This is a genomic window from Nostoc sp. (genome assembly GCF_036917815.1).
Lineage (GTDB): Bacteria > Cyanobacteriota > Cyanobacteriia > Cyanobacteriales > Nostocaceae > Nostoc.
Genome location: NZ_JBALEK010000056.1, coordinates 1 through 15,117, shown reverse-complemented (window position 1 = coordinate 15,117; position 15,117 = coordinate 1). Strand labels below are relative to the sequence as shown.

The 15,117-nt window shown below is 41.6% G+C and carries 13 protein-coding genes and 1 tRNA gene; 7 read left to right on the top strand and 7 right to left on the bottom strand.

The window, feature by feature from the left end:
* Positions 1–6: 6 nt before the first annotated feature.
* The gene (locus V7K97_RS16440; protein ID WP_334802097.1) at positions 7–1,092 is read right to left on the bottom strand and encodes an AI-2E family transporter; all 1,086 of its coding nucleotides are present in this window, start codon (positions 1,090–1,092) and stop codon (positions 7–9) included.
* Positions 1,093–1,261: 169 nt separating this feature from the next.
* Between V7K97_RS16440 and V7K97_RS16435 the strand changes: the two genes are divergently transcribed.
* On the top strand, positions 1,262–1,849 hold the full coding sequence (locus V7K97_RS16435) for an IS607 family transposase (protein ID WP_334802096.1): 588 nt from the start codon (positions 1,262–1,264) through the stop codon (positions 1,847–1,849).
* Positions 1,850–1,857: 8 nt separating this feature from the next.
* Positions 1,858–2,502: a pyridoxamine 5'-phosphate oxidase gene (gene pdxH, locus V7K97_RS16430; RefSeq protein ID WP_334802095.1), complete on the top strand. Its 645-nt coding sequence runs from the start codon at positions 1,858–1,860 to the stop codon at positions 2,500–2,502.
* A 131-nt stretch (positions 2,503–2,633) separates the two neighbouring features.
* Here pdxH and V7K97_RS16425 read toward each other — a convergent pair whose 3' ends face one another.
* Positions 2,634–3,251, bottom strand: coding sequence for an FMN-dependent NADH-azoreductase (locus V7K97_RS16425; RefSeq protein WP_334802094.1), 618 nt, complete (start codon positions 3,249–3,251; stop codon positions 2,634–2,636).
* A 138-nt stretch (positions 3,252–3,389) separates the two neighbouring features.
* Here V7K97_RS16425 and V7K97_RS16420 point away from each other — a divergent pair, with 138 nt between their 5' ends.
* Positions 3,390–3,719, top strand: coding sequence for a winged helix-turn-helix transcriptional regulator (locus V7K97_RS16420; RefSeq protein ID WP_334802093.1), 330 nt, complete (start codon positions 3,390–3,392; stop codon positions 3,717–3,719).
* Positions 3,720–4,016: 297 nt separating this feature from the next.
* Here V7K97_RS16420 and V7K97_RS16415 read toward each other — a convergent pair whose 3' ends face one another.
* Entirely contained in the window at positions 4,017–4,925 is a 909-nt protein-coding gene (locus V7K97_RS16415; protein ID WP_334802092.1) for a DUF3153 domain-containing protein, read from the bottom strand.
* Positions 4,926–5,562: 637 nt separating this feature from the next.
* Between V7K97_RS16415 and V7K97_RS16410 the strand changes: the two genes are divergently transcribed.
* Positions 5,563–5,635, top strand: a tRNA-Ala gene (locus V7K97_RS16410).
* Between the two features lie 127 nt (positions 5,636–5,762).
* Here V7K97_RS16410 and V7K97_RS16405 read toward each other — a convergent pair.
* Genes V7K97_RS16405 through V7K97_RS16395 form a run of 3 tightly spaced genes read right to left on the bottom strand, consistent with a single transcriptional unit; the run spans position 5,763 to position 10,970 of the window.
* Positions 5,763–7,130: a TniQ family protein gene (locus V7K97_RS16405; RefSeq protein ID WP_334802091.1), complete on the bottom strand. Its 1,368-nt coding sequence runs from the start codon at positions 7,128–7,130 to the stop codon at positions 5,763–5,765.
* Positions 7,120–8,271: an ATP-binding protein gene (locus V7K97_RS16400; RefSeq protein WP_334802090.1), complete on the bottom strand. Its 1,152-nt coding sequence runs from the start codon at positions 8,269–8,271 to the stop codon at positions 7,120–7,122. The genes V7K97_RS16405 and V7K97_RS16400 overlap by 11 nt, the downstream gene beginning before the upstream one ends.
* A gap of 2 nt (positions 8,272–8,273) precedes the next feature.
* Positions 8,274–10,970, bottom strand: a complete 2,697-nt coding sequence (locus tag V7K97_RS16395; protein ID WP_334802089.1) for a TnsA endonuclease N-terminal domain-containing protein — start codon at positions 10,968–10,970, stop codon at positions 8,274–8,276.
* 173 nt (positions 10,971–11,143) lie between these two features.
* Between V7K97_RS16395 and V7K97_RS16390 the strand changes: the two genes are divergently transcribed.
* The 3 genes from V7K97_RS16390 (at position 11,144) to V7K97_RS16380 (ending at position 13,019) form a co-directional block, all read left to right on the top strand.
* Positions 11,144–11,404: a helix-turn-helix domain-containing protein gene (locus tag V7K97_RS16390; protein ID WP_292730027.1), complete on the top strand. Its 261-nt coding sequence runs from the start codon at positions 11,144–11,146 to the stop codon at positions 11,402–11,404.
* 50 nt (positions 11,405–11,454) lie between these two features.
* A complete protein-coding gene (locus V7K97_RS16385; RefSeq protein WP_334802088.1) occupies positions 11,455–12,444 on the top strand; it encodes a TniQ family protein in 990 nt (329 codons plus the stop codon).
* 206 nt (positions 12,445–12,650) lie between these two features.
* The gene (locus V7K97_RS16380; RefSeq protein WP_334802087.1) at positions 12,651–13,019 is read left to right on the top strand and encodes a hypothetical protein; all 369 of its coding nucleotides are present in this window, start codon (positions 12,651–12,653) and stop codon (positions 13,017–13,019) included.
* Here the strand turns inward: V7K97_RS16380 and V7K97_RS16375 are convergent.
* On the bottom strand, positions 13,016–15,117 hold a 2,102-nt coding region (locus tag V7K97_RS16375), incomplete at its 5' end, for a CHAT domain-containing protein (protein WP_334802086.1). The genes V7K97_RS16380 and V7K97_RS16375 overlap by 4 nt on opposite strands.

Sequence of the window (15,117 nt, the reverse complement as noted above, 5' to 3'; positions counted from 1 at the left end):
GCCTCCTCAATCCGGGGGTGAGTCATGGGTAATAGTGACAGTTGAGACAAAATCACTTGGCTTGCCGCTCTTGATCGCATCGAAAGTGCCTTTAATAGTACCAGCGATGGGAACAGCAACAAGCGTCCCCAACAACCCAGCAATTTCAAATCCCATCAGAATTGCTACAAAAATCCAGATGGGATTCAGTCCGATAAAGTTGCCGAGTAACCTGGGAGCTAATAGGTTATCTTTAAGCTGCTGCATAAGAACCGCCGCGATCGCCACTTGAACTGCCAACCACCAATTTTGCAACAGGACTAAAATCGTCACCACACCAATGCCGAGAGATGCCCCAATAAAAGGAATGAGTTCTGAAATACCGATTAATATGGCAAACAACAGGGCAAAGGGCACCTTCATCACTAAGAAAATGGGCGTTAGGGTTAGCACCATAAATAGTCCTAACAACAACTGGCTGAGGAAGAAATTCTGGAAATTTAGGCGTAAGGATGCAGTCAGGGGATCTCCAATATTAGAGGGCAAAAGATTGATCAGACCATACCAGACGCGATCGCCATATAAAAGCATATAAAAAGCAAGCACAATGACTAACACTAAGTCAAGTAATCCTGAAAGCAGTGTTCCAGCAAATCCCACTACACCAGAAGCTAGCTGTTGCACTAAATTCTGAATGTTGGCATTGATTTGGCTGCTCACAACCCTGAGATCAATTGGCAAACGTCGTTGCTTTGCCAGCATTTCAAACTGCTCTAGGTTTGCTTGACTGGCACCTAACCAATCAGGGATATTCTTTAACAGTTGGATTGTTTGGTCAATGATCAACGGCACTAGGGTAACGCCCAGAATCCCAAACAGGGTTAATGTTGCCAGTAAAACGATGATCACCGCCTGAGTGCGGGTGATCCGAGCACGTTCAAAGAACTTAACCGGGTAATTTAGCAGAAAAGCCAGAATCGCCGCAATGCTCAAGATGGTAATGGGATGCTGGAAATAGCGAAAAAGCACGGACAGTAGCCAGACATTGAGAGCGATAATCGGACCGCTCAGACCATAAATTAACAGGCGTCGAAGGGAGGCTGAACGGCGCATTTTATGCAACCTATTTTAGATATTCGTTGAGAGAACTTGTAAAATTCTTGATGGCGCTGATCACCATCTCACCATCATAGATATTTTCGACAAAGATTATGTATCAAAAATAATTAAATAAAGTATAGTCTAATATATACAGATATCCTCATTTTGCGCCAAAAGCTGTATGAAGCTCTCAGACTATGCCCAACATCTTGGAATTTCCTATCAAACAGCGTGGCGACATTTTAAGTCAGGCAAAATACCTTATCCCACTCAAAAGCTCCCATCTGGAACTGTGATAGTTGATTACGTCCAAGATTCTGGTATCGCAATGAAGGGTAATGCTGCGATTTATGCTCGTGTTAGTAGTGCTGAAAATAAAGATAATCTAGAGCGTCAAGCAGAGCGTTTAACTGCCTACGCCATAGCCAGGGGGTACAAAGTCCAACACGTTGTAAAGGAGACTGGGAGCGGATTAAACGACAATCGAAAAAAACTAGAAGCTCTTTTAAAAAAGGATGACTACGAGATACTAATTGTTGAGCATCGTGACCGACTTTGCAGATTTGGAAGTAATTACCTTGATGTGCTGCTTTCTCGATGTGGTGTGAGTTTAGATATCGTTAATAAAGTTGACGATAAACCGGATGACTTGATGACTGACTTAGTAGGGATAATTACAAGTTTTGCAGCTCGTCTTTATGGACAACGACGCGGAAAACGTAAGACTGAAAAAATCATTGCTACTTTACAAGCTGCTGATGAAGAATAGTTAAAACAATGGATAAAACCGTAGCTGACCTTCGCAAAGACTACACCTTGGAAGGTTTGAGTGAACTCGAAGTAGACCTCAATCCTTTTATCCAATTTAAAAAATGGTTCGATCAGGCTCTAGCGGCACAACTCCCCGAACCAAATGCCATGACCATTGCCACCGCCACCCCAGACGGTAAGCCCTCTGCCAGAATGGTGCTACTCAAAGATTTTGATCAACGGGGCTTTGCCTTTTTTACCAACTACAACAGTCACAAAGGACAAGAACTGGCAGAAAATCCCCAGGCGGCTTTAGTCTTCTGGTGGGCAGAACTAGAACGTCAAGTGAGAATTTCCGGGTATGTGGAGAAAGTTTCTGAAACTGAGTCTGACCAGTATTTTGAAAGTCGCCCTGTAAAAAGTCGCTTGGGTGCGTGGGTATCTAATCAAAGTGAGGTGATAGAAAGCCGAGAAGTCCTGGAGCGACGCTTGCAGGACTTCCACAACAAATATGAAAATCAGGAGATTCCTCGACCGCCTCATTGGGGAGGCTTACGAGTAATCCCCAGAGAAATTGAGTTTTGGCAAGGACGCTCTAGCCGCTTACACGATCGCTTGCTCTATAGCCGTTTAGATAATGGCACTTGGAAAATTGAGCGGTTGTCACCATAAGAAGATGTGGGCATGGGGCATTGGGCATGGGGCATGGGGCAATAGTTCTTCCCCTGCTCCCCTGCCTCCCCTGCTTCCCCTGCTCCCCTGCTTCCCCTGCTTCCCCTGCCTCCCCTGCCTCCCCTGCTCCCTTACCACTGGGCGATCGCATCTTGAATTGCTGCCTGTGCTTCTGATAGAGATTGGGTTCGGGCATCTCCCCCATTCAGGCTATTGGCGTTAATAAATTGAATGTCTGTAAGCCCAATAAAGCCGAAAATCGTCCGCAGGTAGGGTTCTTGGAAGTCATAAGGAGCGGCAGGAGATGTGGGACTAAAGTCACCGCCGCGTGCTGTGATGATAACCGCCTTTTTACCCTCAACTAACCCTCTAAAGCCTTGAGTATCTAAAGCAACAGTCCGGTTAATGCGAACGATTTGGTCGATGTAAGCCTTGAAAGTGGAAGGTATATTAAAGTTATACATTGGCACTCCAAAGACGTAGCGATCGGCTGCCAAAAATTCATCTACTAGCTCGTCAGAAATCCTCAGCGCCTCAGTTAATTCTGGGGTATGGGTTTCTGGTGGTGAAAATGCCGCCGCAATCCAAGCTTCATTAACGTGAGGAACTGGGTGATGCCCTAAATCTCGATAGGCGATCGCGTCTTCAGGGTGTGCTGCTTTCCAACCACTGACGAATTCCTTAGATAGTTCTCGTGAGTGCGATCGTTCACCACGGGGGCTGGAGTCAATATGTAGAATGTTTACCACCAATTATCTCCTGATTAACTAGGATTTCTGCTTTGACTTTTTTTGTCAAAGCATTACATCAGATACTAAAAGTAACTAGTTACTAAAGTAAAGTAGTTACCATAAAGTAACTATTGGATAATTTTGGCTAACTTATCGATGTCAGGTTTTAAAAATCCTGATGCTTGCCCAGTCAGTATTCTGATGTCCTTGCTATCAGGACCCTGGACAATGTATATATTGTGGGTGTTGTGTAATAGTGGGCCTACTCGCTTTGGTGCATTGAAGCGCCAAGTAGAGGGCATCTCCACCAAAGTTCTGACGGAAAGACTGAGGATGCTTGAGGCGGCAGGGATTATTTATCGCCAGTATGAAGCAACTGTTCCACCCCAAGTAACTTATGGTTTTACAGAACGTGGTGAGGAATTAGTTGATGTGCTTCATAAACTCAATGCACTTGCCGAACGCTGGTATGGCAGCGAACAATAGGAACATAGTAACACTAATGTTTAACCCTAAATTATACAAGTATCATCTCAAACCTAAGTATTTTTAGGGTTATTGTCCCAAATATTGGAGCTGTGGGCTTCAGGACAGTTCCATCCACACTGAAAGTTCTTCCCGATCAAATAGAGGAAGTTTTTGAATACCAGCTTTTTCAAGACTGTTGTCTTGTGTACTTCTTTCCATTCAGATGCGGTACAACATTACATCACAAGGTGTAGGGGCACGGCAGTGCCGTGCCCCTACGGGTGTACCTCACGTAAACGAGAACCGCTATATAGTCTACTGTTCGTGGATCGCTGCTGCTTTGGCAGGAAACTGAATTCTGGGATCTGGCATAAAATTGTATCTCAAGTAGAATCCTCCCCAGACAAACAGAATAATTAACAACCCACCAATACCAAGGGGGCTAGGAAGCCAGAAAACAGCTTCTATGTGGTTTAACTCACCAGGCTGGAGTTTCCACACTAGTTGATTGCCATTTTTTTCTGGCTCAATGGCAGTTTCAGTTAGTTGAATGTTTTTGGCTCCCCAAGGAGTCTTCAAGCTAAATTCTAAGTCGAGAATTGAACCAGCATTGGACAGGACATTACCTTTGCTGGCAATTAGAGATAGCGATCGCAAATCCAAATCATAAATTAACCGATTTCGGACTAAAAGTAAAAAATTGTTCTCCTCCAAGAGTACGTTTGATTCAATTTTCGGCAGTTCTGAGTTAGATTCGCTCTGCACAGACTCAGAAGGTTGATTAGCATGGGAGTTAAAAAAATCGTTGAACTTCTCTTGCAATTCCCTACCACTACTAAAAGGAATTGTGACGATAATTTCTTCTTGGGAAACTCGCTGTGTTTTACCCTCAAGTTGACGGGCGCGGCGTTCTATGCTGTTTAACCATTCATACACAGAATCGCCGCTAAAACTGGTTAGGCGTTCTCCCAACTTAATATGCTGTACTAGTTCACCACTATTTGAATTGTCAAAGTTAAGCCCCACATCGTACTTAACACAACCGGATAGTAGCAGGGATGTTAACAGCACTACCCACAGAATGGGATTTCGGATGGGAAAGACGCGCTTGATTCGATTTCGACCATTCGGTGGTGAGAGAAATTTCATATTTGCCAACACAAAATTAAATGGTCTGATTAACCACAAGAAAATCTTTCCGAAAATTGAAGAAGTTGAAACCATAAATTTCCCCAAAAGTCAAACTTTTTAACCAATCTTGACTTCTACTACTGGGCGGCGGAATACAGGGCAAAGGCACATAATTTTTTAAACCCTTGTTGGATAAGGATCTTGATCAAAAATAGTCTAAATTATAAAACGCCCAAACCCTTGCTATTTATTAAAGGATTATTATACTTTAGATGCGTTTGCCCTGCGATCGCTCTAGTTCCAAAAGTTTTAATGGTAGTACATCTATTTAGTAGTGGTAAGTTATAAGCTGATGTGCAGCTAAATTTTATAACAAGAAAACCCAAAAATATTGTAGTGCGGGCATCTTGCCCGCGTCCAATATACAAATTAAATAAATACGCAACAGCTTATCAAACTTAATAAGTGAAAATATTAGTGTTATAGCGGTTCTCGGTTGAGTGAGGTACAAGAACCCCACCCCCAAACCCCTCCCCGCTCTTCGAGAGGGGGCTTAAGATGTACCTCACTAGATTGAGAAACGCTATAATCTTTACTAGGGCTTACTTAGTATTTGCGTTTCTTAATAAAGTTGTCTTGACTTAACTTGCATAAACTTGCATAATGGTTAAGCTAATACAATTTATAAAACTAATTAGAAAGCTTAAAAAGCTTACCTAGTTAGATTTCTGGGGTTATAGCGCAGTTGGTAGCGCACCTCAATGGCATTGAGGGGGTCAGCGGTTCGAATCCGCTTAGCTCCATTCTTAAAATTTACTAAGAAGAGGAAAAGGGTGTGACTTTACCCATAACTTTGCCGCAACGGCAAGCTTATGCTTCCAATAGAAGGTGGCAAACTTATAGTTCCAATTTCTGGGTAATTTTTAAGCTTCATAAGTCAAGTTCACGATTCGCTTCTCTAAGAGCTAATCTAACTTTTTTGCATCGGAAGTACCCTGGTTTGGAAACTAGCTCTGAAACAGCAGATTCAGTAGGATATTTACCCTGATTATGTAGCTCAAAAGCAACTAGTCGCACCTCCTGGCAGCATTCCTCTATTATTTTCTTATGATAATCTTTCTTATAGCTGACATACCTGGCAGAGATAGCACGACATATATCTGGAAAATGCTTGTAAATAGTTCTTCTATCAACTCCTAACTGCCTAGCAACCTCCTCCATAGATAAAGGAGGAGACTCTTTATTTGTGAGTAGCACTTCTAGATAGGATTTGACTCTCTCAGCATTAAACGGCTTACTCCTTGTTCTTAATGTGGTTTTAACTTCAGTTGCTACCAATTTCCTTGAGAGAGATAAATTATTAGTCTCTTCTGTCAAAAAGCTTAGAATTGATACTCCAAAAGAGTAACAAATATTTATCAGTGCTTCAAGAGAAGGTAAATTTCTACCTTTACACCAGAGCCAAACTGTATTTCTGGGAATATTAATCTGACGAGCAAATTCAGCTATATTTCCTTTTGCAATTTGCTCAACCCAGTTAGATAGGGTGAGAGCGATTGCAGTAGAAGATAAAGCATCATTCAAATATGGAGTAGCAGCAATTAATTCTCCAATAGCCTTAGCGACCCATACTCTCTGTTCTAGCTCATTTTTTTTCAAAGCGTTCCTATTGGCTGATTCTTGGGATAGAATCTGTCCTAACCACTCTCCACATTTTGAACAATATCCTGGTCGCGATCGCCAAGCTAGTGTAGTGTTTTTTTGATGACAATGAGGACACTCAAAAATTAATTGATGATGGTGATAGGGGCATATTCGTACTACATCTAGCGACCAAAGTAAAGGCTCATAAATTAATTGTTTTTTTTCGTACCATTCTTGATAACAACTCGGACACCAAGCCCGAACAGAGCGTAGTAAATTTCTAGAAGGGAATAGTTTGTCCCAAGTTAGTAAAGTGAGAAAGCATAAGTCGTCACGGAGCGTTAATTTCTCTAGAGCTTGAACTAAGTCAGTTGCCATGACACCGCTACCGTTGAGTGCGGTAGTGTAATTATATATCCTGTGTAAATTGGCACTTCCAAACTCTTTGTTAACCAGCGTTGCGAGTTCTTTCTCCATTAAAACCCCTGAATTAACGCAATGAGCTTCTGCTAATCGAGATATATAACCAGTTAAGCTTTCCACTAATGGAGTACCAATACCAATAGGATCTAACCTATACAACCGACTGCGAGATGGAATAGCAACCTTTCTTAAATCCCAAGATTCGTATGTTTCTAATACACTAGCTAACATCTTGCTGCACTCCGATGGGATCTCTTTTAGGTTTGCGTTTGCCAACCTTTCCTGGCTGACGAGTAGTTTTTGGCGTTTCTTCGGGTAGCACAATTGGTTTTGTGCCAAGTCCTAATGCAGAGCGTAAGTTTTGTATATCTGTTTCCGTTTCAGATAATTGTCGTTCGCCCTCTTGAATTTCCTTGAACATTCTCTGACACTGAGCAACCGACCAAGCACGTTTTTGTAAGTCTTTGAGAGTGACTGTTGTTGCTTCTCGATCTAGAGCATCTTTAAGAGCGCGTGTTAGCCAATTTTTCAGTATGCCAACACATCCTAATGTACGTTCATAAAAATATTCCCAATGAGTAACTAAATCTGGATACTCTGAAAGTGGCATCTGCTGTTGAAAAGTCAACAATACACTTTTAAAAGCCTGTACGTCTTCTGGATTATCAGCACAATAACGGCGGAAATGAATATCGACGCTACGGCGTGAGAGTTGACCGCTTAAATTACGGAATGTCAGTAATTCGTAAGTTCCTAATAGACAATGCAAGATACCTGTCATATTTGCCACAGATTTGAGGCAGTCTAATTGATCTTGTAGCTTGTATCCGCTTGCCATCTTGCCAAAATGTTGTGCTTCATCTACAAAAAATACGTCTGGATGACGATGGATGAGAGCATTTTCTAAAGCTCTGCGTAGAGCAGGAGCAACTACTTTCGACTCAACATTAATTTTTCCGAAATTATCGCGGGAGATGCCACGCACGCCGTAATCAAACTTGTGATCGATTAAGGGTTCTTCTAAGGCGATTAAGGCGCGTGTGTAGTAATCTTTCCAGTTGAAGTTTCTCGATTCTGGGGCTACAGCTTCAACACCAACAACAGGAACACGACTGCGATCGCTTTCCAATTTAGGTAATGCTAGTTCTGTTAATTTCTGCTCAACGCGGAGTCGCAAAGTTGTTTTACCGATACCGCTAGGGCCATAAATAAAGATAAATGATGCCCCTGCGGGTTCAGCAATTGTTCGCATGAGAATTTCATAGACTTCTTTAAGTCGAGGATGCGCTACGGTGTAATTTTCAAAGTAAGCAAGCCTTTCTGTAACAGGCCGTGTGAGGAGTTCAAGAGGAAATCCAATAGATTTTGTCATAGTTAAAACTCCTCATACACTACAAGTGTTTCTGGGACGATCGCTTCATCTTCATCCGCTTGAAAATCGGTATTGGCAAAAGTAACTTGAATAAGTTTTGGTTCTTCGTTACGGCTTGTTGTCGCTTTTCCACCCTCGATTACCCTAAAGACTTCCTTAACTTCTGCATCATAGGAACGCTGTTCTAATAGAGCTTCTTGAGCTTCTACCGATGCTAAAAATTCTGCTAAATTCTTAGCCGAAACTTTAGATTGTTGTGCATGATTTGAAGAGCGTTTGCGTAACTCGATACTAGCTAACTTCAGTTCTTTTTCTGAACGGCCTTGGAGTTCTGCATAATATTGAGAGATACACTGTACCCACTGTCCTCGAACAAAGGCGTAAGCGATACCAATATTAAACGGGTCATATCTTATCTGAACAGAGGTATTTTCAATTTGGGGATCGCGGAAATTATTAGACCAGTAGTAGATTGAGTTAATTTTTACACCACGTCCAACTTGAACTTTTGCTTTTCCCTCTGAGGTTGTAGGTAGGGTAAGAATCTGAAAGTTTTCATCGTAAGGAATCATGCGGTGAACCCGACTGCCTCCAATCGCCATACCCGCAGCAAACGCATCCCTCGGACTCTGGAAAAGTGCCGGATGTTCGTCTGTATCGTAAACTTCGTAAGCCCAAGCACAAAGATATTCATAAAGTAAACCAAGTGTCCATACAGCTAGATTTTTAGGGTTAACTGACTTGGTGACTTGGCGGACGTTACGAGTTATTTGTGTATTACCGAGTAAGTTATGGACAAATTGAGTATTGGAAGTTCCAAATAGGCGTTCGCAAACCGAACCAAAACGAGCTTTGGCTGGGGGTCTTTGCTTTTTTGTACATTCAAAAGTAGCTAGTAGTGTTTCAAAGTAAACGCTGTGAAACTCTGCACCGTTATCTACAACTACAATTTGGGGAAGCCTGCCATGACGCTTGACACAAATTCTTAGCACCATTAAGCAAGAACGATATGAGGGTGAGTCAAACGTTAGGTAAACTGCCAGCAATCGCCGTGAATAAGCATCTACGAGAAATGTTGCCCAAGGTCTGCCAAGATTGCGACCTGTATCAGAGCAAACTAGCTCTACATCTAACTCAGTATGATCTATATGCCCAATTTCAAAAGGGCGATCGCCGTGTCTTGGGGTAGTTATAGCAAGCTCCCAATAGAAGGATTCATGCTGATAAGCGGCACGACGACCTTGGCGTTTTTTAGTCTGTTCGTAACCAGTCCGGCGTTGTACTTCTTTGGTAAATGCTTTATAGCTCGGAGCAATTACACCAGATTGTTCGCAAGCTCGAACTAAAGCCGCGTGAACCTCCCACATTCTTTTTTGTTTAAGAGTTTCATAGTCTTCTAAAATAAACTTCTCCATAATTGCTAAGGTGTCTTCGGGCAGCTTGCGCTGACGATTACCTTTGACACTGCGATGGGACAAAAGCCCAATGTAGCCGCAACCGTATTTTTGAATTGCAGTTAGATATTTAGCTTTCCAGTGACGAATGGTACGGGCTGGTATTGTTTCGTTTTCTGGGGGATGGCCGTTTAAGTAAGGTTCGATAGTTCTGTAGCGTTCAAGAGCTTCTGCTTGGTCTTCAGGACTAGCTTGATAAAATCGCTGCCAAGATTCTGTGGTAATAGCTGTTTTTTCTGGTGTTTGGAGACTTGTGATTTTTCCTTGCCGAACCAGATTCTCAAATATAGCTTTTTTGAGTTCAATTAACTGATTATTTTCTGCGCCAAGTATAACCTCTGTTTCGCCAACATGGATGATATTTAAACCTTTGCCGTCCCAACTAACAGTTGTTCCAGTAACAATATTGACTACAGGAGAGATAGCCGGAAGACTTACACTTGGTTGCTCAACCATTAATCTATAAGCACTAGCCGTTTGTTCATCACGGAAGATTAGACATCTTTCTGGTTCGGCAAGTGGTGAAATATTTAAATCAACATAGATTTGCTCTTGAGTAATTAAGGTATAGATATCGTCAGATTTAGCTCCTGTTGACCCATTGAGTAATTCTGCTAAAGTTATTCCTGGTTGAGATGACACAATTGCAAGTAATGATTGAGCGATCGCTTCTTCCACTACTAGAGATTCTGAGCGATAATAATCTTCTAAAAATTGCAGATTACGTTGCAGAACCCAATTGATTTCACGATCTGAGCGAATGCGGTAATAAAGCCCAAACTGGTTAGCATAGTCTTCTCCTGGCGGACAATGCCATTGATTATCTTCTTGAGAGTAAAAGTAACGATTGGGGTTTTTCTCTGCTAGTTTTTTCAAATCATGCTCAGTTTTACATTCTTCCCAACCAGCCGAATTGGTTCGGATGACAAATAAATCTGGGGTGTGTAAAACGCCTAATCTACGTCCGTTACTTGCTTGATAGTCAAGTTTAATTTGCGGTGGTTGATCGTAGAATTCTAGAACATCTTCATCATGTTCTAACTGATAGATAATTGGCAGTTCAACCCGATGAGACTCAAATTGAATCGTGACTCCCATCTTGCGGCTAGGATAGCGTCCCGAAACATTCTTGCTACCGCCACCAACGCGACGGGATGGCTCAGATGAGCGAACTTTCTCAATAATTTTTTGCCCTGCCTCGGATATTTGAAGGCGAGCAACCCATTGTTCAAATTGCTCTTTCATATACTCCTTAGTAAGCGCAAAGCGCTTTATTTTATGAATCTATCAAAATAAGACCATAAAGTTAGGAACTTGCTTGCCTGATGCTATACTACTTAACTTTATAACACTTATATTGTGCAAAAGTCCACTTATAGTAGATAGATTTAATGGTGATACTGGTTCAGTATTGTTTTGTGACGCAAAAACACCCCAGTATTGAGTACCGCTTTGGCAAAGCCATTAGGCGGCGAAGGCGAGAGCTAGATTTATCCCAAGAAGAACTGGCTGAAAAGTCAGGACTTCATCGCAACTACATCTCAGGAATCGAAACCGGAGAGCGTAACCCTTCGTTAAAAAATATTGTTAAGTTAGCCGCAGCTTTGGAGATATCTGTCTCCGACCTCTTTGTTAATTACGGCATCGAGGTTAAGAGTGAATCGGAAACTAATTCCTAAAATTTAGCTGTTAAAACTAAAGTACCAGCGTTTAGGTTAATCCCAGAGGGATGACTATTTACTTAGAACATTGGAGCCTAAAACCTCTAGAAATCCCGCAACGGAGTCGGTTATTCTCTCTTGAACCTATAGCGCTGGGAACTCCCTACGCAGAAAGTCTTAGTAGCTATCTCCATCGTTTGGCACAGGCGCACTGTTTAACCTCTCAAAAGCTCGTTATGGGAGAAATTGCGCCACTTATCCTCAAAGATGAGGATAAATCTGAGCTATTAGCAAAAAATCTGAGTCACCTATTGGGAAATAGCGATGCTAAACCGGCTATCAACGGAATGCGAGAAATGACAGGAAAGTTAGTTACTGTCTTAGAAGAGTTAACAATGCGTCAGGATTTACGCTTTTTGACCCTTTTAAGCTGGAAAGGAATGATTTATGACAAGGGGTTATTTCGGAACTATCGCGCTTGGTGTCCTTGTTGTTGGGAAGAGTGGATGCAGGAGAACAAAACTATCTATGAACCATTATTATGGTCATTTAAAGATGTAGAATTTTGTTTGATTCACAAACAGCGATTAATAGAAGAATGTCCTCATTGTGGTTCGCGTTTACCTGTGATGGCTAGGTTTTCACCTGCGGGATTTTGTTCTCGTTGTTACGGGTGGTTAGGACAGGAAATTAAAGGCGAAGAGGAAATAGAGAAATATCGAGTTAATATTCAAGGAATTAGCGAATTAATTGCACTTACTCCCCAATTAGGTTATAAACCCATCCCGATTGAGTTAACCCGAAAATTACAATTGATTTTGTTAGTGTTTGAACAAGCAATTGGAAAGGATGTGAATTTATTGGGAGATTTAGGAGGAATCATGGAATCGTTGAGGATAGCCTCAACAACAAATCAAAGTCAACCTTACCATTTGGTGAAGTTGATTATTCCTGTGTGCGAGAAGGCGAAGATTAGTATATCCCAGTTGTTTGGGTCAGATTTTAAGGAATTGGGCAAGATATTGTTCGGGAATTTTAGTCTGGAATTAAAGTTGTAGAAGCACCAGAAAAATGTGTGAATTAACCAAGTATCTAGGTGAATTTTTCTGGTTGTTGAAAATGGGCGTAGGCGTAGCCCGTCGTAGACATCGCACTCCAAAATTACTTCTATTATTGATATCGTGTCAGCACCACATCTCTGGATTCGGCATTAGATGTATAATTACTCAAGGTTTTTGTGTATTTATTGACTGGTTAAAACTAGATGATTACTGTTACACCAGAGGAAATTAGTCAGTTTCGCAGCGAATTGGCAGATAATCCCCAGGCTTTAGTAGCTTTGGACACTATCGAAGAGTGTGAAGGTTATTTAGACGATGCTGTTCCACTGCTGGTTATGCGGGAAACTGCACAGGAAGGAGATAGAGGATTAAATGATTGGTTGGAAAAATCCCGCCAATTTTTCTGTCAGGAAGAAGTTAGAGAAGCCTTGGAATCTGGATTGCTTGCTCCAGCGATAGAAGCGATCGCAATTGGTATTGCCATTCCTCCTGGTATAGCAACTGCACTCAGTATTTGTGTGTTTAAACTGGGTGCTAAAAAGTTTTGTAAAGTCCCCGAATCTGGTGCTTAAAGTCCAGAAGCTGTAAATCCAGCCCAGTAGTAGGGATTTGCGAAAGGTAGGGGTTGACGTTGCTTGATTAGTTTCAAAGATTCTTGAAATATGATGCGTTGTCCTACTCTTAGTTGAGCAAGGACTTTTTCAATCTGGGTTTTGTGTTCCTCCAGAAATATGTCTAATCCCTCAATAGTCAGATTTCGCAGCCAGTTTTGAGCTTGCTTAAGGGCTATGGCAACATCTCCTGCTTCCAATCGAGCAAGTTTGAATAAGTTTTCGTAGAATTTAATCATTAAAAAGCTGGTGGAAAGGTCATCTACTTTCCATAGGGAACTAACGACACTGGGACTACCTGCTAATAGAAAACCGCTAGGTAATCCAATATATTCATCGCTGGCATTGTCAAAATCAATTAATCCAGTTTCGCAAGCGGAAAGGGTGACGAGGCGACATTGTTCTAATTTGAGAGCGAAGATTTTATCTAAGGTAAGGCATTTTTCTAAATCGTGGGTTTCCCCTACTCGCAAATTTAGGTAACGTTCGGAGTTGGGTTTTGTTGGTGTGTCTGCGATGGGTGCATTTGCCAAAATTAAGGCTGATTTACCGGGATTTGTTAAGTTAAAATACCCGTGACAGCTAAAGTGGGCGCAATGGTAAGTATTTAAGTCAGAATTATTAATTGCTGTGAGAGTTGCTGCCGATTTTTTCAGGACGTTGGCAGTATTAAAGTAACTTTGAATAACTTGTACTTCTAAATCTGTATAGTTTAAATCACCTGTGGGGTTTTGAATTGCAAATAGAGATTGAAAATCAGGACGTTTGCGCTGTTGCACCTGTTGCAGTAGTTGACAACTGGGTGCATAACTCACACCACCAGGAAATAAATCTAGAAGACAAAGCGAATTTCCAGAATTTTGATTTACTGGTAGTGCATGAAGGGGGAATAAATGCAGGAATCGATGGGGAATTAAGATGAGTTTATCGTAGTGCGTGGGTATCTGGTTTAATATTTCATCAATGTGCAGAATTGAGGCTAATTGTTTGAGTTCTTCCCCTAAGTTATTCAACCATTGGTCTTTTTGATCATCGTAGTTATGTAAATATTCATTTACCCAATCATACAAAGCTTTTCTATCTTCTGGCTGGGATTGCCAAACTGTTACCTCTCCTTTTTTTGTGACAATAAATGCCACAATTTTGTCATTGAGAATATACCACTCTATAATGGCTGTACGCTCATCTAAACTAGGCTGGAATGAATCAAATTTGAAACCATAACCAACGGGTAAGTAGCGGTTTTGCAATTCATTATGCTGCTGTCGCAACTTTTGGAGATGTTGTGCTAGAACTTGGGGATTTTCAGCTTTGCCATTTTGGATTTGATATTGTCCTGTGGCTATTTCATCCCTGTATGTTTCTAGTTGAGTGAATACTTCTAGAGGAAAGATGGTTTTAGAGTCACGTTCAAGGATTTGTTCAACTAAACTGCGGGTTTTACTACGTTCAACATATTCAATTGCTTTGGTGATATTAGCTAATTCCAGGCAAATTTCCACCATGCGGCTATAAACTTGGTTAAAGGATTCCGCTTGCTTGCGTTTGCTTTCCTCCCCAGAAACGATTTCTGACCGTAAAGATTCTACTGTGTCAATAGCAGATTTAAACTGATCATAAGCTGAGGTAAACTGATTAGTGTTTTGGTAAGCAATTCCGAGTCCCCACAAAGATTCTGCATGGTTTTGAGGCAAAGCTTCAGCAGTTCTGACAGTTAAAGCAGCAGTAAAAGCAGCGATGGCATTTTCGATGTTCTCAGCCTTGTCTCCTTTGATTCTCTCCCTGTAGGCAATTGCGAGATTATTATGCGTAGCTGCCCATTCAAAAGGCAAAGCTTCCCTGGTGTAGACAGTTAAAGCAGCAGTAAAAGCAGTAATAGCATATTCGATATTCTCCGCCTTGCCTCCTTTGATTCTCTCCCAGTAGGCAATTGCGAGATTATTTTGCGTCGTTGCCCATTCAAAAGGCAAAGCTTCCCTGGTGTAGACAGTTAAAGCAGCAGTAGAAGCAGCAATGGCATATTCGATATTCTCAGCCTTGCCTCCTTTGATTCTCTCGC